Origin of the sequence: Psychrosphaera sp. 1_MG-2023, from assembly GCF_030548245.1 — a bacterium.
Taxonomy (GTDB): Bacteria; Pseudomonadota; Gammaproteobacteria; order Enterobacterales; family Alteromonadaceae; genus Psychrosphaera; species Psychrosphaera algicola.
Genome location: NZ_JAUORW010000011.1, coordinates 125,177 through 145,542 on the forward strand (window position 1 = coordinate 125,177; position 20,366 = coordinate 145,542).

General features: G+C 39.7%; 18 protein-coding genes. 6 read left to right on the top strand and 12 right to left on the bottom strand.

Annotated elements, in window-relative coordinates; translation table 11 throughout:
- Nucleotides 1-31 precede the first annotated feature (31 nt).
- Nucleotides 32-442 (bottom strand): acyl-CoA thioesterase, encoded by a 411-nt coding sequence (locus Q4575_RS12010; RefSeq protein ID WP_215962335.1) that lies wholly within the window; start codon nt 440-442, stop codon nt 32-34.
- A 102-nt stretch (nt 443-544) separates the two neighbouring features.
- On the opposite strand from Q4575_RS12010, the gene Q4575_RS12015 reads away from it, so the two are divergent.
- Nucleotides 545-2,335 (top strand): M61 family metallopeptidase, encoded by a 1,791-nt coding sequence (locus Q4575_RS12015; protein WP_303523072.1) that lies wholly within the window; start codon nt 545-547, stop codon nt 2,333-2,335.
- 82 nt (nt 2,336-2,417) lie between these two features.
- On the opposite strand, the gene Q4575_RS12020 is transcribed toward Q4575_RS12015, so the two are convergent.
- Nucleotides 2,418-3,236 (bottom strand): M23 family metallopeptidase, encoded by an 819-nt coding sequence (locus Q4575_RS12020; protein WP_303523073.1) that lies wholly within the window; start codon nt 3,234-3,236, stop codon nt 2,418-2,420.
- Nucleotides 3,229-4,095, bottom strand: a complete 867-nt coding sequence (locus tag Q4575_RS12025) for a 6-carboxytetrahydropterin synthase (protein ID WP_215962333.1) — start codon at nt 4,093-4,095, stop codon at nt 3,229-3,231. Before Q4575_RS12025 ends, Q4575_RS12020 begins: the two co-directional genes overlap by 8 nt.
- Nucleotides 4,096-4,224: 129 nt before the next feature.
- Between Q4575_RS12025 and Q4575_RS12030 the strand changes: the two genes are divergently transcribed.
- Complete coding sequence (locus Q4575_RS12030; RefSeq protein ID WP_303523074.1) at nt 4,225-4,527, top strand: DUF2007 domain-containing protein; 303 nt, start codon at nt 4,225-4,227, stop codon at nt 4,525-4,527.
- 76 nt (nt 4,528-4,603) lie between these two features.
- Here Q4575_RS12030 and Q4575_RS12035 read toward each other — a convergent pair whose 3' ends face one another.
- Complete coding sequence (locus tag Q4575_RS12035; RefSeq protein ID WP_303523075.1) at nt 4,604-5,044, bottom strand: VOC family protein; 441 nt, start codon at nt 5,042-5,044, stop codon at nt 4,604-4,606.
- A gap of 75 nt (nt 5,045-5,119) precedes the next feature.
- On the opposite strand from Q4575_RS12035, the gene Q4575_RS12040 reads away from it, so the two are divergent.
- Nucleotides 5,120-6,073, top strand: a complete 954-nt coding sequence (locus tag Q4575_RS12040; RefSeq protein ID WP_303523076.1) for a tRNA-dihydrouridine synthase — start codon at nt 5,120-5,122, stop codon at nt 6,071-6,073.
- Between the two features lie 34 nt (nt 6,074-6,107).
- Here Q4575_RS12040 and Q4575_RS12045 read toward each other — a convergent pair whose 3' ends face one another.
- Nucleotides 6,108-7,157, bottom strand: a complete 1,050-nt coding sequence (locus tag Q4575_RS12045; protein WP_215962329.1) for an MBL fold metallo-hydrolase — start codon at nt 7,155-7,157, stop codon at nt 6,108-6,110.
- A 209-nt stretch (nt 7,158-7,366) separates the two neighbouring features.
- Here Q4575_RS12045 and Q4575_RS12050 point away from each other — a divergent pair, with 209 nt between their 5' ends.
- Nucleotides 7,367-9,193: a M2 family metallopeptidase gene (locus Q4575_RS12050; RefSeq protein ID WP_303523077.1), complete on the top strand. Its 1,827-nt coding sequence runs from the start codon at nt 7,367-7,369 to the stop codon at nt 9,191-9,193.
- Nucleotides 9,194-9,333: 140 nt separating this feature from the next.
- Here Q4575_RS12050 and Q4575_RS12055 read toward each other — a convergent pair whose 3' ends face one another.
- The 7 genes from Q4575_RS12055 to dapA all read right to left on the bottom strand — a co-directional run bounded on the left by Q4575_RS12055 (nt 9,334) and on the right by dapA (nt 19,042).
- Complete coding sequence (locus Q4575_RS12055; protein WP_303523078.1) at nt 9,334-10,170, bottom strand: isopenicillin N synthase family oxygenase; 837 nt, start codon at nt 10,168-10,170, stop codon at nt 9,334-9,336.
- A gap of 22 nt (nt 10,171-10,192) precedes the next feature.
- Nucleotides 10,193-11,107 carry a DMT family transporter gene (locus tag Q4575_RS12060; RefSeq protein WP_215962326.1) on the bottom strand — a complete coding sequence of 305 codons (915 nt, stop codon included), beginning with the start codon at nt 11,105-11,107 and terminating at the stop codon, nt 10,193-10,195.
- Nucleotides 11,108-11,266: 159 nt separating this feature from the next.
- Nucleotides 11,267-12,484, bottom strand: a complete 1,218-nt coding sequence (locus Q4575_RS12065) for a phosphoenolpyruvate carboxylase (RefSeq protein WP_272179826.1) — start codon at nt 12,482-12,484, stop codon at nt 11,267-11,269.
- Between the two features lie 9 nt (nt 12,485-12,493).
- On the bottom strand, nt 12,494-13,129 hold the full coding sequence (locus Q4575_RS12070; protein WP_215962324.1) for a hypothetical protein: 636 nt from the start codon (nt 13,127-13,129) through the stop codon (nt 12,494-12,496).
- Nucleotides 13,126-16,803, bottom strand: coding sequence for an ATP-binding protein (locus tag Q4575_RS12075; RefSeq protein ID WP_303523079.1), 3,678 nt, complete (start codon nt 16,801-16,803; stop codon nt 13,126-13,128). The genes Q4575_RS12070 and Q4575_RS12075 overlap by 4 nt, the downstream gene beginning before the upstream one ends.
- A 252-nt stretch (nt 16,804-17,055) precedes the next feature.
- A complete protein-coding gene (gene bamC, locus Q4575_RS12080) occupies nt 17,056-18,141 on the bottom strand; it encodes an outer membrane protein assembly factor BamC (RefSeq protein ID WP_215962323.1) in 1,086 nt (361 codons plus the stop codon).
- Between the two features lie 16 nt (nt 18,142-18,157).
- Nucleotides 18,158-19,042 carry a 4-hydroxy-tetrahydrodipicolinate synthase gene (gene dapA, locus Q4575_RS12085; protein ID WP_215962322.1) on the bottom strand — a complete coding sequence of 295 codons (885 nt, stop codon included), beginning with the start codon at nt 19,040-19,042 and terminating at the stop codon, nt 18,158-18,160.
- Nucleotides 19,043-19,186: 144 nt separating this feature from the next.
- On the opposite strand from dapA, the gene Q4575_RS12090 reads away from it, so the two are divergent.
- Both Q4575_RS12090 and bcp read left to right on the top strand, forming a co-directional pair.
- Nucleotides 19,187-19,744 (top strand): glycine cleavage system protein R, encoded by a 558-nt coding sequence (locus tag Q4575_RS12090; protein ID WP_215962321.1) that lies wholly within the window; start codon nt 19,187-19,189, stop codon nt 19,742-19,744.
- A 9-nt stretch (nt 19,745-19,753) separates the two neighbouring features.
- Nucleotides 19,754-20,230: a thioredoxin-dependent thiol peroxidase gene (gene bcp / locus Q4575_RS12095; RefSeq protein ID WP_215962320.1), complete on the top strand. Its 477-nt coding sequence runs from the start codon at nt 19,754-19,756 to the stop codon at nt 20,228-20,230.
- Nucleotides 20,231-20,366 lie beyond the last annotated feature (136 nt).

Genomic DNA, 20,366 nt, shown 5'->3' on the forward strand with positions numbered 1-20,366 from the left:
TAAGGAATTCCAACTTAGTCAATTAGCGCTACTACAACTCTACGCCACCTAACACCGGAGTCGGTTTACGGTCATCATCTAAAGCGACAAATTTAAACGAACCAGATATTGCACGATGCTTTTCATCTTCATACATTTTTTCAATTAGTACGTTAACTTCTACAACTAAACTTGTGCGACCAATATTAGCGATACTCGCAACCAGTTCAACAATACTCCCAGCTGGGATAGGTTCTTTGAAATCAACTCGATCCGAAGAAATAGTTACCAGAGGTTTACGGCAAAAACGTGTGGCACAAATAAACGCAACTTCATCCATCCAAGCCAATGCTTCACCACCAAATAGCGTATTGTGATGATTTGTTCGACCAGGAAAGACCGTTTTCGTTGTGAAGGTTGTGGCGTAGTTGATTCTTGCCTGTACTTTTTCTGATACTTCCATAAATAACTCACTTGTTTGCAATAATTATCTTATTATAAACTGATCTGATGCGGAAACCTGCCATTCTTTTCCCGCCTAGTTAACTAATTTGGACGTTATTTTATGACCGCAGTACATTATCACATCGCCATCGAAGACCCGAACCAACATCTATTTGCCATTAAAATTGATATCACACCACAGAACTCTGATGATATAAAAATTTCACTACCGAATTGGATCCCGGGAAGCTACATGATCCGTGACTTTGCAAAACATATTCTTGATTTCGACGTCTCCGATGCGCATGGTAAGTTAACGCACTTAGCTGATTCGAAAAGCGGTTATGTTATTAAGCATAACAACCAGCCTTTTTCGATTAGCTATCATGTCTATGCTTTTGACTTAAGTGTGAGAAAAGCTTATTTAGATCAGGAATTTGGGTTTATAAATCCAGCGAGTTCTTTATTTCAAATTGACCAAATGGCTGACCAGCCTTGTTTGGTGACATTATTGCCACCACCAATTGAATTAACTCTTTGCAAAGACTGGTTACCAGCAACAGGTTTGACATCTACATCTAATAAATCCCCTTTTAGTTATGGTGATTTTTCGGCCGACAGTTACTTACTATTAACAGACTATCCAATCATGTATGGCGACTTGGATATCGCAGAGTTTGCCATAGACAATGTGCCTCATTATCTTGTAACCGTAGGACGTCATTTTGGCGAACTGAACCGTGTTGTTAAAGATTTAAAACCACTTTGTGAATACCACGCAGAAACCTTTGGCGGATTGCCAAAAGATTTGGATCAATATCTGTTTATGACTATGGTCACCGATACTGGTTTTGGCGGTTTAGAGCATCTTAATTCAACTGCTTTGGTTTGCAGTCGTTTCGATATTCCAAACGCAGAACAACCGATTAATGAAGATTACACAACCTTTCTGAGCCTTTGTAGCCATGAATATTTGCACACCTGGAATGTGAAAAAATTAAAGCCTAAGGAGTTTACGCCATATAAATTAAACCAAGAGGTTTATACTGAGCAACTCTGGTTTTACGAAGGCATGACAAGTTACTTTGACGATTTAAGTTTGGTGCAAACGGGAACAATTCCGCAACAACAATATCTCGATTTATTGGCAAAAACGTTTACCCGTATTGAAAAAGGCCTTGGCCAATTGCGTCAATCTGTTACAGAGAGCAGTTACCATACTTGGACAAAGTTTTACCAGCAGGATCACACGGCACCGGATCAAATTGTCAGCTATTACCAAAAAGGCGCTGCTATCGCTTGTTTAGTTGACCTTGTGCTTATCCAGCAATCTCAAGGTAAACAGTCATTACGAACGCTAATGTTAGAAGCGTGGCAGTTGTTTGGAAAAAATGGGATAGGTACAACGCAACATGATTTAGAACACCTATTTTTAACTTTCTTAGGTGAGCAACATAAAGATTGGTTAACAGAATTGTTGTATGGAAAATCCAAAGTTGAGTTAGCTCCCTTATTCCTTCGTGCAGGTATTGAAGTCAATAAATTTACGCAAACAGATACTACACAAACCCATGGCAATGCAATAACAGAACACAAGGTACAAAATTGGTTAGGCGCTGTAACCTCAGATAAATCAGGAAACCTAGTTGTTAAGCAGCTATTCGCTAATTCACCCGCAGAAAAAGCGGGGGTCGCTGTAGGTGATGAACTGTTGGCTATTGATAACATCAGGCTAACGGCAAAAAATTTGCAACTCGTGATTAACTCAGTAGTGACGCCAACCTCTACAATTCATTATTTTAGAAAGGACCAACTATTGAGCAGAGAACTGCAACTTGAGTCGTCTCCAGCATTTTTAGTACAACTTAAAGTAAAAGACCAAGCTAAACTCGACCTTTGGTTAAAACCATAGTTCATTTTAATCAGCCATAAAAAAACGTTACGGCATTAGATGCAGTAACGTTTTTTTGTGTATTCGATTGAGGCCGTTTACGCTATTTCAAAAGTAACTGTGGGTCGAGTCGCCGAGTAAACCAATTTAAACGCCAATCTAGGTGAGCACCGGTTACCCGACCCGTAGCGCCAATTTCTGCAATTTTTTCACCCTGTTCAACAACAGTTCCAACCGCAACATCAATTTTGCTTAAATGAATATACGTTGATGTAATCCCCATGCCGTGATCTATTATTAACGTCCCACCTGAATAATATAAATCAGGTTCAGCTAAAACCACTGTTCCACTCCACGGCGCGACAACAGGACTCCCTGTAGGTGCAGCGATATCAAGTCCAAAATGTGGTCGTTTTGGCACCCCATTAAAAACTCGCTGAGAACCATACACACCACTTATTCGGCCTTTAGCCGGTTGAATGACATCTTCGATAAAATCCAGTCGGTATGTCATTTTAGCGCGAGCAGCTTTAACTAATCCGGCTTCCTGACTAATACGAGATAACACTTCTTTTGGAGGGCTTACATATTTACTCGCGACGCCATTCACCTTATCTATATCGTACTCTCTGGATTCGATGGACAAATTTTGATTAAACAAAGTGCCATCAGCAAATTCCAGCGACAAAATATCAACAGGTTCAGCGTCTCGACCAAACCCAAAAACCACTAAGCGTTTATCATTGTATAAAGGCAAATCAACAGAACCAAGTTTGGCCTTCACTAATTCTTTGTCAGTGATGGCATAAACTAAGCCGCCTTGGATCAGGTTGCCAGTGAGTTTTACCTGTGGTTCAACTGCATTAACATTTAAGTTAACCAGGCAGATAAGACTAAGTATCCATACAATTACACTACGCACTTGCAATCGCTCCTTTTGCGACACCTTCATAGGCGACGACACGATATTCATTGTTTGGGTTTTCAGATTTTAACTTTTCTGCTAAATATTGGGCTATAAGCTCAACAGTACTGTCAATTGGCATCACATAAATACGATTGCTTTCCAGTGCAATTTCAAATTTGCCCTGAGAAGATTCATATTTAAAGGCTCGTTGCGATGCCGTTGCCGTGATCAATTCAAGCTCATTTGCGTTAACTTCATCTTCGGATGTGGCAACATAAATGTCTTCCCAGCGTGACGAATATAATTTCTCTAATCGTGGACTTTTCATGCCATTTTCAAAAATTTGTATTTTTGAACGGTGACCATGAGCGATACGTTGGCAGTTCCCGTCATGCTTCTTTAATCCATGGGTATAGTGATAATAAAATCCACTGATATCTTCAGGGCGCAGTGACAGTTCTACTTTTTTAACATTATCCGGCAATTGCGGTTTTATCACCGAGGCTAAATGCGTGATCACATCATCCATTGTTATATCACTGGAGTCGATAAAACAGTAAGCATCTTGGGGGCTAGAAATTGCTATACGTTGGCCAACGTCGTCGATAAATTCAACACGAATGTAATCAGTGTTTTCTACGTGTTCAATTTTTGACCCAGAAAATTCTGAAGGTATAACCAATTTATGGTCAACAGTATCGTCAATAATGCGCTTTACTTGTTTTTTTACCTTGCCAAAATCAAGCACCATATTTTGCTCGTCTAGTTCGCCATGTAGCGTAAGGTCTACTATCCAACTTTCACCTACCATGCCTCTTTTGGTACATAAGTAAGAAAAATCAATTACAGTTAGATCGTTTACAAACAGTTGCATTATTGTCTCTCGTCTTTCAAGTTGACGGTATTATACGGATTTCAGGCATTTCTCGCATTATTTGTTTTAAACCTTGGCAGATTTTTTTGTTTATTCCATAGTGTAGGTGCCATTTAAGGAAATTAATGAATGAAAAAAATATTCACTGCCAGCAATAATATTGAACTCGAGCCATATAAAGCGATGCTTTCAGAGGCTAATATAAAGTTTTTAGTTAAAAACGAATTTGCTATGGCTACCGTCGGGGAAATCCCAGTAAATGAAAGTTGGCCACAAATTTGGGCCATCGAAAATCAATTTGCTGATAATGCGCGACAATTATGTGTCGAACTAGAAAAAACAATTTTAGCCGATAAAGATGATTGGCAATGCCAGGAGTGTGGAGAAAACAATGGCGGCAATTTTGAATTTTGTTGGCAATGCGGTGACTAACATACGCCCAACCTAACGTCGATAAATTGTAAATTGGGATAAAGGGCACCGCTTCTTTTTGTTTGCTCAGTAAAGATTACCAGCTGCCTGTATTTGCCATAGAAAGCCAAGGTTCCTTTGGAGGTAAATACCCATCTTTTTGGATAAGTTCAATTGATATGCCATCGGGAGAACGAACAAATGCCATGTGTCCGCAACGTGGTGGACGGTTAATCGTGACGCCTAAATCCATTAAATGTTGACATAAAGCGTATATGTCATCGACACGAAATGCCAAATGCCCAAAGTTACGTCCACCAGTATACGCTTCTGGATCCCAATTATAGGTAAGCTCTATAGTTGGCTTTTTGGTGGCCATTGCCTCTTCGAGTTGATCCGGGGCGGCTAAAAATACAAGCGTGAAACGGCCTTTTTCATTGTCAGTTCTTGATACTTCTTTTAACCCCAGTCCGTCACAATAAAATTGCATTGATTGCTCTAAATTTTGGACTCTCACCATCGTATGTACGTATTCCATTCATTGAACCCTATTTTCAATTGTTAATTACTGCGTATAATGCGCGCCACTTTATCGAATGGCAAGTAAGGCGTTATGCGGATCATACTCGCACCTATGGAAGGTGTTATCGATCATATTATGCGGGACCTACTCACACAATTGGGTGGCATTGATTTGTGCATGACTGAATTTGTTCGCATCGTTGACCAAAAGTTGCCAGACCGCGTGTTTTACCGCCTCAGTCCAGAACTCTACGAGCAGGGTAAAACGCCAAGCGGCACGTCTGTACGTATCCAGTTATTAGGCCAGGATCCCGATTGGTTAGCTGAAAATGCCGCAGTAGCGACACGATTAGGAAGTCCGGGCATCGACCTTAATTTTGGTTGCCCTGCTAAACTTGTCAATAAAAATAAAGGCGGCGCTATTTTACTTCGAGAACCTGAAACACTTTACAAAATAATGAAGTCTGTACGCGAAGCCGTACCAGCCCATTTGCCTACTACTGCCAAAATGAGACTTGGATTTGAAGACAAAACGTTAGCCATCGAAAATGCTCAAGCATTAGCGGAAGGCGGGGCTACAGAAATTGCTGTACATGCCAGAACTAAAACAGAGGGCTATAAACCACCAGCCTATTGGCCTTGGATTGCAAAGATTAAACAATCTGTCGAATGCAATGTCATCGCTAATGGCGAGATTTGGGATCCAGTAAATGCGAAACAATGTTTAAAAGAGTCAACCTGTAACGACTTAATGTTAGGACGTGGTGCCCTTGCAACACCAAATTTGGCCAGTTGGATAAAAGGTACTCAAGAGAAAATGCCGTGGTCAGAATTAATGACCTTTCTCATTAGATACTCCAATTACCAGGTTGAAGGCGACAAAGGCTTATATTATTCAAATCGAATTAAACAATGGTTGGTTTATATTCGTCTACAATATCCTCAAGCGCAAAGCTTGTTTCAGTCGGTTCGAACCATTCGGAAAACTCCGGATATGATTAATGCGCTTAAAGCCGCGCAAATAGTCAGCCAAACGGCGAAATAACAACGGTTACAACCGGCCCTGATAAAACAACGCGCTAATGGGAAATAGGCAAGCCAGCAAACTCCCAATTAAGTAAGCCACCTTTTACATTTGCAACTTTCTCGAAACCATTTTGCTTTAACATATTTACCGCAAGCGCAGAACGCTTTCCAGACCGACATAACGCCACTACAGGGGTTGATTTATCCAATGTTTGATATTTATCCTTTAGCTCCGCTAATGGAATAACAATCGCCCCTTCAACCCTTTGCATAGTTACTTCGTCTAACTCTCTCACATCCACTAACTGTATGTTCTCCATCGAGCAAACAACCCATTGCGGCGACACTTCATAAATTCCCGCATACGTTAATGTCAAAGGCGCCCAAGTGGGCAAATTTAGATCCGTATCTGTTTTTCCACTTTTTAAATTGGCAGGTAGAGCAATATCAATATATTTAGGATGGGGCAGCGTCATATTTTGCATATAACCCACAAAGTCTGATTCACTCGCCAAACCACCGATCCGAGGGTTGTGATTTTTTTCTTCCAGAACAGAAGTCGATGTTCGACCGGAGTAATCATGTGCAGGGTATAACGTATAATCATCTGGCAAGGTAAAAATTTGTTTTTTGATCGATGCAAAGAGTCGGCTTGCACTGCCCTGTTGGAAATCACATCGACCACAACCACGAATTAACAAGGTATCGCCAGTAAAAGCTAATTTAGCACTATGGCACACATAAGTTAAGCAACCATCAGTATGCCCAGGTGTTGCCCTTACCTCCAATGTAATGTCTCCAACGGTAATGACATCACCTTGCGTAAAATGAAGATCGGTATTTTCGGCTTGAATCACCGCTGCCGAGCCAATTTGACAACCAAAACGTTGCTTTAACAGCCAACTCGCTGTGACATGGTCAGCATGACAATGGGTATCTATTGAATATTGCAGTGTTAACCCCAATTCTTCTATTAAGGCACTATCTCGATTAGTTTGTTCAAATACTGGATCAATAATAATGGCTTTTTTACTACTTAAGTCGCCTAACAAATATGTATAAGTACTTGATTGAACATCAAACAACTGTCTAAAAATCATCATATTACTCCGTTGTCATTTAGAAATAACACCTAAAATTGGCGAATCTACTCAATATTATGTCGCTATAATATACCGTAGCGTTACATAGTCCATAATGAACTAAATTATATCTTAATTGAAGTTTGTTGAATGATTGGATAACCTCAGCAACAAGTCTGAGTTAAAAACGTAATTCAGGTATAGATTAATCTCCAAAGGACACTTCCAGTATGTTTAAGTTAAAACCTTCATCGTTATTAATTTGTGGTGCTATGGCACTTTCATTAAGTGCCTGCACAGGTGCTAAAAACGATACATCAAATTCAACAGAACAAACTGTTACCGCCTCTGATGCTAAGTTGTATGTCGCAAATGCGGAAAAACGAATTAAAGAAAACAGCGAATACGTGGGTAAGGCATTATGGATTTCACAAACCTTCATTACAGAAGACAGCCAATACATTGCTTCAAAAGCAAATGAAGAATACAAATTGATGCAAATTGATTTGGCGAATGGCGCCGCAAAATTTAAAGATTTAGACTTAGATATCGATACCAAGCGCAAACTTGATTTATTGAGACTCGGTTTAACGCTCCCTGCGCCAGCCTCTAAACCTGAATTAGCCTCAGAACTTGCCGGTATCGAAAGTGAGCTTGGTGCCATGTATGGTTCGGGTCAAACACCTGACGGAGAAAAATTTAACTTGGTCGAGCTTAGTCAAATGTTAGCGACCTCTGATGATCCGCAACAAATGTTAGAAGGCTGGATTAACTGGCGCAAAGTATCTCCACAGATGAAACCAAAATATGAACGCCTCGTTGAAATCGCAAACTTAGGGGCAAAAGATTTGGGATTTGACGATGTTGGTTCTATGTGGCGCAGCAACTATGATATGTCACCAGAAGAGTTTGAGCAGGAAATGGACCGTGTTTGGTTGCAAGTAAAACCATTATACGATTCGCTGCATTGTCATGTTAGGGCAAAATTAAACGAAAAATACGGTGATGACGTCGTCCCGGCGCAGGGACCAATTCCAGCGCATATGATGGGTAATATGTGGGCGCAAACTTGGGGTAACTTATACGACGCTATAGGTCCTAAGAGCAACGCCAGCGTTGACGTGACTAAACAATTAAAAGAACATAATTACGACGCGATTAAAATGGTCGAACAAGCTGAAGGTTTTTTCACTTCTTTAGGGTTTGAGCCACTACCAGAATCATTCTGGGAAAAATCCATGTTCAACCAACCAACTGACCATGATGCCGTTTGTCATGCGAGTGCCTGGGACATAACCCCTACAGATTACCGCATAAAGATGTGTATCCAAACTACGGGTGAAGAATTTAATGTTATTCATCATGAATTGGGTCATAACTTTTATCAACGTGCCTACAACTTAAAACAACCGGTTTTATATCGAAACAGCGCTAATGACGGATTCCATGAAGCAATTGGTGATACTGTTGCTTTATCAATTACGCCAAAATATCTAAAAGAAATTGATTTAATCGACGAAGAGCCTGACGCATCTGGTGATTTACCATTTTTGATCCGTATGGCCATGGACAAAGTCGCTTTCTTACCATTTGGGTTAATGGTCGACAAATGGCGCTGGCAAGTATTTTCAGGTGAGTTATCTCCTGAGCAATACAATGATGGTTGGTGGAAACTGCGCGAACAATACCAAGGTATTGTCGCACCAGTAGCGCGCGCGGCGACCGATTTTGATCCGGGTTCTAAATACCATATTCCGGCCAATACGCCTTATTCACGCTATTTCCTAGCGCATATTTTACAATTCCAATTCCATCGTGAATTGTGTGAAATCGCAGGTGAAACAGGACCACTTCACCGTTGTTCAATTTACGGCAGCAAAGAAGCAGGTGCTAAGTTAAACGCAATGTTAGAAATGGGAACGAGTAAAACCTGGCAAGAAGCGCTAGAAGCCATGACTGGTAGCGGAAAAATGGATGCCACTGCGGTTCTTGATTACTTCAAACCCGTTCAAGAATGGTTAGATAAGCAAAACATGCACCGCCAATGTGGTTGGTAATGACAAACTAAAAGTCAATCGTTAGAACCCAAAAACGCCCCGTATGTTATCCATATACGGGGCGTTTTTATTAGTCTCTTCTGTTGCTAATGTGTCGCGACGTTAGCGTTTACTGAGCATTAACGCTTAATAAAAAACGATTACTTGACGCCAAGTTCGCGTAAGCGCTCTTGTAAATATTCTCTAGCGGTATAACGCTCAGACAAGACAACATCTGGTCTCGGGTGCAAAAATAACGGTAATGAAATCCGAGAACGAGAACGGTCTTCGCCCTCTGGATTAATCACTCGGTGGATTGTACTTGGAAAATAGCCACCAGAAGCTTCTTGTAACATATCTCCGATATTAACAATAATACAGCCAAAATCACCAGGAACGTCAAACCAACTGCCATCTTTGAGTTGTACTTGCAATCCACCTGCATTGGCCGCCGGCAAGATAGTTAATAAATTAATGTCACCGTGAGCCGCCGCACGAATCGCTCCAACCTCTTCATCACCTGTAATTGGTGGATAATGCAATACACGCAACAAGGTCTGTTCACTTTTTTCAATCATTGACGACAAAGGCGCTGAATATTTGGCAGCAACATCAGCCGGAGAATGTTCCTGCACCCAATTTAATAGGGTTTCTGCAACGTCATTTGCTTGACTAAAGTAATCTTGAGCTTGTTGCTTTAACCCTTCAGGAGCTTGGCCCCATGGATAAAAATGAAAATATTCTTTAATGTCTTTAACTTTAAAGCCTTTTGCCGTTTCAGAAACAGACGTTGGGAAAAAGCCATCTTGGGTCTCAACATTAAACTGAAACTTTATTTTTTCGTCAGAATTAAAAAAGCCAGCCCAATTATCGTATAACGATTGCAATAACTCTTTTTGGATTGGATGGTTTTTAAGAACCCCAAATCCAGTCTCGTGCAGAGATTTTACAAACGTTTCTGCGGCATCTTCCGCGTGGAAATCAACAATGGGTAACATGAGCGTTCCTATTTTTTAATTATTATAAGTTTTTAGAAATGGGTAACGGTGCAAACGATTTATTTCTTCTAAACCATTTATCACCAAATTGAAATAATCCGAGTCCAACAATAACAAACAGGCCCCCGATGACGAGACCCATTGAGAAACGTTCATCGTTGAGCCAAACACCTAATCCGGTGCTCACAACTGGCGTTACCATAACGATTAAGGCGACTGAACTCGCAAGTAAATTTTTCAATACATAAAAGTAGGCTAAAAAACCAATCAATGAGGCAAATATACCTAGATAGATGACAGCCGCAATCGCCTTAGGTTGCCATTGCTCATAATTGATCTGACCGTCCATCACATACCAAAATAAGACAAACATCGGCATACTCAAAATTAACGACCCCATCGTGGTCGATAATGGATGTAAATCAATATCAACACTTTTAACCAGTACCCCACTTAAACTGAACATGATGACGCCGACACTAATGCAAGCAAAGCCAATAAGACTGCTCTCGCCCACAGATAAGTTATCCATGCAAACTAAGGTGAGGCCGCCTAATGCAATCGTCAGTGCGATCATTTTAATTGGGGTAAACCGGGCCTCATTTAAAATTTGCTGAGCAAATAGGCCCGACAAAATAGGTGCGATACCAAATGAGAGTGACATTAAGCCACTTGAAATGTGCCTTGCTGCGAGGTAACAAAACAACATACCAATAGCAAGACTTAGGCTAGAATACAGATAAACTCTGATGGCTTTTGGTCGCCAATCGAGTTTAATACCGAGTAATTTCATTAATGGTAAGCCTAATACCACTGCAATTGCCATACGCATAAACAGAGACAAGGTTGGTGGAATGCTTTCACTGCTCCAAACGATACCAAGGGGTGTCGTTGACCAAATGATGATCACCAAAACAAAAGCGGCTGAAACCGGCATAGGACTTAATTTTCCAAAAATATTAGAGTAGAAGCTTTAATTATATCACAACACACTAAATGTCCATTATTTACGCAACAATAAATAACTTAAATAATGGACTGCAGAGTGAACATTAATTTACATATTCAATAAGTGTTTTAACCGCCAAAAACCCTGTTAACGTAATCCAATCTCAATATCGGTGATTAAAAAATTACCAATGAAAATATCATCTGGTCGGCCAATGGGGTCTATTTCAAGATATTGCCGGTCTTGATCAGGCAGCCCATGATACGCACCGATGACTTGGTAAATCCAAGCTTCGGGATCAAATTCCAAATCATTTTTTTGATAATACTCCAGCGCCGTCATATTTTGACCCGACTCGATAACATCACAAAAATAACCTTCCACGGCCATCTTAAGTTTGTCATCTGATAACGTAACTTCTGTTTCCTGCTCTATTCGCACAGCATCAGATTGTGTTTTTTCTTGGCTAAACCAATGGCGATTAATCGTCCTAATATGGCCAACAAGGCTTACCAATTCAAATTCGTGCTCGACATTATTAACATCAACTGCTGCTTGCTTGATAACCGGATTAGCCACATTAAACAACGCGGGAATATCACTTAGCGCACCGTAATTACTCGGTTGGAAGTCTGGTTGTTGCTCCATATGCAGCATAAAACCTTTTAACAATCGTGTTCGACCTTGGAATTCTCTAAAGCGGCCAAGTAATTCGATTAACTTACTTTGCACTAAACTCAACTCCTGAGTGCTCGTTACAAAGCTCGACTGTAAAGTTATGACTAATAAGTGACGTAATTCACGCTGACTGCCCGCAAGCTGGCTCAATTCGTCAAAACGAAACATACTTAATTGGTTTAGCATGTCAGTTACTTGACCTTGCGCTAACTCATTTTCGCGAATTTTTGCGTCAACAGAACCAACATAACCAAACTCATTTGAAATTCGTGACCATAATAAGCGCACGTTTGTGGATAAGGTTTCCGTCAACGTATAAACATGCTCAGTAAGATCAGCCAAATACGCTTTTGCGTCGTGATACCTTTGATTCGCAATTGACTCTTTGTAATGCTCTGCTTGAGTCGTAAGTGTTGCTAATAAATTACCAATATTTGCGTCTATTTGTCTGTTATGTTCATCCTGTAGACTCTCTTCTAACAAAGTACGTAGTGATGGTCTCAGTCTTAATTGTACTTCTGCATCTGGACGCCATAACACTTTTAAATCAATTAAGTTTTGAATAACCTTAGGTGAATATTCAGCTTCATTTACATTGCCTGTAAAATACGCCTGCATGATCAACTCTGAATGGTTGCTTAACGCATTCAATAACGTAGTGCCGGTTTTTAATAAATTAATATTCATCTGACACCACTAAATTAACTTAGTCTGTGAAATTGCATCTTCTGCACGTTCAGATAAAGACAAATTCTCGGTCTCGTCAATAAATTTTAATACGTCAAACAAGTAATCGATTTTACCTGTTGCTGTATAGATTTGTTTATCTTGATTTGGGCGAATGAGATAACCCACTTCTACCAAACGTTTAAAGATCAGCTTAAGTTGAGCGTCAAGTTCGGCAGCTTTTGAACCAAATAGCGCATAACGAGAAATTTTACCTAACTGCTCTGCATAAGCTGGGGTATCTTCAACAACTGACTGCAGTTCATTTAAACGAATAACCGTACCTTGAGTTAGTGGACGGTCTGTTCCCATTGCCTCTTGGACCATTAACAACCATTCAACAACCGGCATTAAATGACTGCTAATTTCTTGAAATTGAGACGATAAAAACTTGCGTTCATTTTCCTGCAACAGGATATATGACGCAAAAAAGACTTCGCCGTCAGCAGCGGTCGACAAGTTACGATTCAAAATCTGTAACTGTGATTCAATCGATAATCTATTGGCACTTGATTGTAAAAAACGAAACGCATCTTCATCCTTCGTCTGACAAATAAATTCGCCACTGAGCAACAGTTCTAACACTCGACCTTGTTCAGTAATCATGCGTTTTCCTCCTGCTGTTTACGAGCTTTAAGTTTTTCACTAATGGTATTAATTTGCGGCAGAACAACTTGCAGCTGTTTTTTCTGCTTATCAATGAGGTATCTATTTTTAAATAGGGTCAATACCTCTGATTCTGGGTTTGGAAACGCACCAACCACGTAAATATTGTTATTTTTACAGGCATCAAATATCTTTTTAATATTTGACTGGTGCAAGGTACCAAGTTCATCTATTGGCCAATGTATGATGGTTTGGTTTTTCCCCCTTAGCAATCGTGTAAACGCCAGTAAGAACTTACAAAGTATAAGATAAGCCATGCCATGACTTGATGATTCGTTTAACTGACGGTCTGTACGGATGATTAGGTCACTATTACCTTCGCGAATATGCAGTTCGATGTCGAGCAATTTACTGATGCCACCGGTGAGTGCGGAGCGTCCTAGAATTTCAATAACCCGTCGCATGCTAAAAGCATAGTCATCCCCTGGTAATTCGTGGGCACCTTGTTCAATCCATTCACGGTAATATTCGTTAAATTGTTGAAGCTCGGGCCAAAACTCCAATTCTGAAATTTTAGATCGAATTTTAACCGCTGAGTCGGACACGCCATCTAAAAACAGCTCTTCATCGACTTCTTTGCTAATTCGTTTACTTTGGTTACTGATCTGGCCTTCAACGTCTTTTAATATTTTGTAGTACTGAGATAAGGCTAAACCAAAAATACGCCCCTGTTCTCGTATCGCACTGACTTTTTGTGGAATTAGGACATTAATTAACTGATCTAAATGTTTAACCAGTCTGATGTGATCTAAACTACGAACACCTTGCTCATTGACAAACGAACATTCAGCACGGCTACGCTCCCAGGTATCGTAAAAACCGGTACCTGACTGCGCCGCAATTTTTTGGTCAAAATGTTCAACAAAAGCTTTAATGTCGGCTGATAGATCTTCGCGTTTAACCAATAACGTTTGCCCTTCGCTTATCCGTTGACCTATCGATCCCGTTTCTTGCACTATGGTGGCAACCGGTAAATTGAGTTTCGCCAATAATTTACTGAGTTGTTGTACGTCATACTCCTGGCGCTTGCCATCAGTTACACTTTGTTCAAAATGCAATTGTTTAGAGCGGCCGACATCCCCTTTAGATTTAAACTCTTGTAGCTGTTTATCTAATTGACGTTTTGTATCGCTAAATAAGGTTTTCGCTACGGTCAATTGTTGTTGCCAATTAACCTTGTGCCCCATGTAGTAAGTGTTATACCAATGTTTGTATTCAGCAACCAAATGACTGTTTTTTTCAGTCGCTGAAATGTCTTTTGACAATTTAGAAATATCGCGTTTTAACTGCCCTATTTCGTCAACGTCAACACCACGGTTTGCCAATTCATCTTTTAACCAAGCGTCTAAGCTTTTAATTTCAGCAGCAACAGACAATTTACACTTTGAAATATGACCGTCAATTTGCATTAACTTATGTTCGATATCGGCGATAAGCAATTGCCAATGGGATGTCAGTTCCATTTTTGCTTCACGCTGTTGGTCATTTAATTCTTCTACAACTTCGTCTTGCTGTGCTTTAATTTGTTGAAGGTTGTTTTTGAACTGCGCTAACTTGTCAATATTTGACTGTTTACGAACCTGTAGCGCCTGCTGAAATTCAGCAATCACATCTTCTTTGTCTTGTTGAGAACGTTTACGTGAATGTTCGGCATTGCTTAATTCGGTCTGAATTTTTGCAAGCGTTAACTCAGCATTACGCACTTGCTTTGACGCTTCGGTCAGTTTGTCTTCATTATCGCCTTGGACCTCAATCAATTCGCCCAATTGGTTTTGCAGTGTTTCTAATTTGGCTTTTAGTTCAATTTCTGTTCCTGCATAGGCCGGTTGTGCCACCGACTCTAATTGCAATAATACGCCAAATAACGCTGACTGCTCGTCGGTTAATGCTGGGTGCAAATCCGTACGCTGTAACATATCAGGGTGGATGAGCTTACCAATTGTTTGTTCCCATCCGTCTTTTTCCCGGCGTAAAAACTCCAATAAGGTATTTTGGCCCGGATACAACAGGGTTTCGACCTCGGAAATTTCTCGTTGTTTACTGCTGACTTGTTTGCGACTGAGTTCCAGTTTTGTATTTACTTGCTCTCGATTTTGTTTCGCTGCAAACAACTGTCCTTCTGCCTGCTTGGCCTTATCCCGAACTGCGTCTTCGATACTTGATGCTTCTTTGATCGTATGTTCTAAAATGTCAATTTGACTTTGTTCGTTTGCGGTAAAGCCAACATTGTTGATGAGTGTAGTCAATTCTGTAATTTGATTGTTCACATTATGGATGCGGACTTGAAAATCGGCATTCACATCAGCAATTTGCTGCTTAAATTTCTGTTCGTTTTGCGACAATTGCACCTGCTGCTCTGATTTTTTGGCAGACAAGTCTTCGCGCACTTCTTCTTTTTGTTCATTATAACCGGTGAGTTCAAGACCATGTCGCTCATTTATTTCGCTTTTACGACGATGATAAGTTGCTTCAATATCTTGGTGGTTTTCGGTTAATAACGTGTAACGAGCTTCGTGATTGACTAATTGGCTTTTCCATCGAGGAAGGTGGTCTAAGTTTTCTTTTAACGTTTCAATATCTTGGTCTTGCCAACGTTCAAAGTCGGATTCAATATTGTCTAAATCAGTTTCTAACTTGCCAATGTCCCCTTTAGCTTCAGAGATAACAGATTGCAATTGTTCACGTTGCTCGTTCCAGTCACGTTCTAATACTTTGAGGTCCGCAATCGCCTGTTCAAGGGAGCTTTCATCTTCAACTAGTTTTTGGCCAATTTTGCTTAAATCGTTGTTGAGTTGCTGTTTTAATTGAGACAACCTTTGTTGCACTTCAGTAAACTCAATATTGGCTTTTTCAAGTTTATTAAACTCTGGACGAATGTCTTCAAACCCTTTAACCAACTTAACTTCGCGGATCCACTCTTCGACTTTGTTATGACTTATTTTATTTTCTGCGGCCTGAACACCATCTTCTTCTAAAATAGCGGCAACCATCGCTTTGATGGTTTCCATTTTGCCTTCTTTTGAATGTACAGCTTTAGCCAATTTTTCAATATGTCTAAGATTGTCACTGCCTTGGCACAAACTAAAGAGCCTAGCAAATCCTGGTAAATCTCGATTACTGCTCAACACGGCTCGGTCGTTTTGAATAATGGCTTTAAATTCTTTGGTATTAAGAATTCGAGAACAAATAACGCCGTCACGCTTCAAGTTTCTACTTAATTCTTTAGCGGTCAAGATATGACGTTCATCAGTTAAGCTTGGTGCCGCATAATCTTCGATATCAAACGCTTTTGATACCAATCGATAATCCACACCGGAACCCGAAGAAGACAACACCATTTGGCATGTTTCATCTTCACTACGGATGTATTCATAAATTATAAAACTTTGTTCAGTAGGCAGATACCAACGCTCAAAACTATCACGAGTGGCGGGCACAACTCGACTGGGGTACTCCCCATAAAATACTGGGATCAGGCGTTGTAAGGTGGTTTTTCCCGACGCATTTGTACCACAGATATTGGTGTGGCCATTTAGCTTAAGTTCAACAATTCCCGACATATGGGTATTGATAAGAATAATTCGGTTTAATGAGGGCAAAGTATTCATTGTCATCATGACTCGTTATTTTAGTTATTCGGTACAGTACCGTTTCATACAATTAATTGGGGCAGCAATGAAAAATTCAAACAGAGCAAATAGCCCATTTAAACTTATATAATCATCGACAAAAAGCGCCTGTTAACTCATGCGTAGTTTAAAATTGGCAAATGATAGTAGTGCGACAACGGTCACAAGATCAACTGTTAATTTAAAACAAAAACGCCGCTAAAAAGCGGCGTTTGGCTTAGTTATATGGTCGCTATTTTATAACTCAAGTTCTTCATCGGTGATGACCATCATGAACAACTCATAAGCTTGTTTAACTTGTTCTTCACTAAACGGAAGGCCGTCAATTGAACTAAACTTAATATAAACACCGTTAATGCTCGTCGTCAGTTCAACTACATATTCGCCACTTGGAATATCAAGTTTATTAGCAACTTTAGAATTAAAGATAGAATCCCACGTTGATTGTTTACCTTTGTTATATTTCAATTTATAACTGTGCAACAATTTGTCTTCTTCTTCGATACTGAAACCAAGTTGTTCCAATATTTCTTCTGTCTGACTATATACGTAGGCTATTTCTTGTTGTGAACTTAATACAGGTTGATTAGACGAGTTTTTAGCGACCGCGAGCGTAACATCAAGTTCAGATTTCTCTTTCTTAAGATAAACACGATATTGGTAATCAAGTTCCAACATAAAATCATTTAAGACATGAACCGCTGCGGCTTCTTTTCTAATAGATGCTTTTGGAATGGTGTCCGAAGGCTCTGATACTAATTCATACGAAACGGCATCAATATAAACCTGTCCACTTCGTCCATGTTTTTGCATCTCGACGTTCAATTGTAAATCAAACTTTTCAATGACTTTCTTTGATTTCCAAAACCAAAATCCCGTTTCTTCATAGGTTAGATATTCAATTTGATATTGGGTTTCAGAAATTGGCGTAATGGTAAGATTTAAATGGGTTTGAAATGCTTCAATACCGCTTTCGATAAATTGAGGGAAGTCATCAACCAAATCTGGTTTTTCAATCATAATTTTAGCTTTATGATTATCATCTTCATTTACCCAGCTTTTTTCTAAGATAACTAAAACTGTGGTTGGTGAAGTAACCGTTCCAGAATCAGGCACAGTTACAATATTTTTAGGAATGACAAATTCAGTACTTTTATGAGGGCTTTTTAATCCGTCTGGTACTTTTATACCGTTGTTACGATTAACAATTTTACTTTCTTGTTCAGGCGTAAGCGGCGCTTCGTTAAACCAACCTTTGATGGTTGTACAACCGACATTGGCAACCATTGCTACAGCAACAATCGCTAATTTAAATAACTTCACGTATTTCTCCACTTTATTATTGTGCGTGTTCTAAAGCTTGTTTGATTACAATGTGATTAATAGGTTCCATTGGAAGCAAAGGTAATCTAACCATATCCGAAGAAATTAATCCTTTTTCTTTTAATGCCCACTTAGCTGGAACCGGATTTGGTTCAATAAATAGGTCACGGTGTAACAAACGAAGTTTTTCATCGAGTAACTCCGCAGTTGAATGTTCGCCTGCTAACGACATTTTTACCATTTCAGCCATTAAATGTGGTTCAACATTAGCCGTTACAGAAATAACACCATTGCCGCCCTCATTAATGTAATGATGCGTTGTTAAATCGTCGCCACTAAACAAGATAAAAGACGGATTAGCTTGTTTCATTTCTTTAACCCGCGCGATATCCGCCGTCGCATCTTTAATCCCAATGATATTTGATACAGCCATAAGCTCAATCACTGCAGATGTATCTAAATCAACGCCTGTGCGGCCTGGAACATTATAAAGGATGATCGGTTTTTTAGTTACCGCAGCGACCGCTTTAAAGTGTGCAACCATCCCTTTTTGAGTTGGTTTATTATAATAAGGCGTCACAGTCAAATAACCATCGATGGCTAAATCGTCAAGTTGCTGGGTTTTTTCAACGGTAGCAGAAGTGCTATTGGAGCCATTACCCACGATGATCGGAAGACGACCATTATTTTGTGCTATAACCGTTGTTAATACATCATATTGTTCTTTTTCAGATAACGTCGCAGTCTCTGCTGTGGTACCTAAAATAACCAAGCCATCAGTGCCTGATTCAATATGCCAGTCTACTAATTTTTTTAAACCATCAAAATCGACCTTAGTGTCGTTAAACATTGGTGTAATTAGGGCGACATAACTGCCGGAAAAATTAATACTACTAGACATTGACTATAGACTCTCCTGCTTATCTGGGCGGGCTATGTTACTTATCGTATCGACACAAAACAAGTGACTTTATGCTTCAAGATGCGTTTTTATTCGAATATGTTAAACTTCAACCCGAAATTTTAATTCATGTAGTTACACGGTATGTCATTAGCGTCAAAACAAATCGCAACACAACATTTAGTATTAACGGCAATAGGCAAGAATAAAACGGGGTTGGTTAGCGAACTCACCGGTTTAATTTCACAATGTAATTGTAATGTCCTAGATAGCAAGATGGCGATCTTTGGAAGTGAGTTTACAATGATAATGTTATTAGCGGGTGAAAACAGTGCCTTGCTTGAACTGGAAGTTAAACTGCCACAACTCGCTGTACAGTTAAATTTATTAACTATGATGAAACGCACGGCCAAACATGAAGAACTTGCAAGGCCACAATACTTAGTACAAATAGAAGGTCCTGACCAAACAGGAACGATAAAGAAACTCACATCGTATTTAGCGAAAAATCAAATTGATATTGCGAGTTTAAAATCAAATACCTTATTTAAAGATGGTCTGGAGTGGCAATCTGCGGACATCAATATTGATTTACCAGAATCGGTGTCGCCTGAAGACCTCAAATCTGGGCTCGAAACTGAATGTGCCCTTCTGAATATGAATTGCATAATAAGCCCGATTACCATAAACCAAAAGCAATAAGAGTTGATTATGAATACATTACAAGCCGGTGATAATGCACCGATGTTTACCCTTGAAGATCAAAATGGTGAAATATTTGATTTGGCTAAGGCGCTCAAAGAGCACCAAGTTTTAGTTTACTTTTATCCGAAAGCAATGACACCAGGTTGTACCGTTCAAGCTCAAAACCTACGAGATGCAAAACAACAACTTGCAGACTTAAATACCATTGCCGTTGGGATAAGCCCAGATGCCGTTAAACGTCTAACTAAGTTTACTGAACGTGACGAACTAAACTTTCCTTTATTGTCAGACGAAGATCACAAAGTTGCTGACGAGTTTGGTGTTTGGGGGCTCAAGAAATTTATGGGTCGTGAATATGACGGCATCCACAGACTAACATTTTTGATTGGTCAAGATGGCACGATTAAACACTTCTTTAATAAGTTTAAAACTAAAGATCATCATGAAGTGGTAATCGAGAAAATTAAAGAATTACAAAGTTAATTCTACGGTAATAAAAAAAGGAAGCTTAGCTTCAAGCTGATACGGATACGTGTCCCTTCCTTTGCTAAGGTCATTTAAACTCAAAAGCTCACTTTATTTTAAGTGAGCTTTTTTAGTAATTTTACAACATAAATAC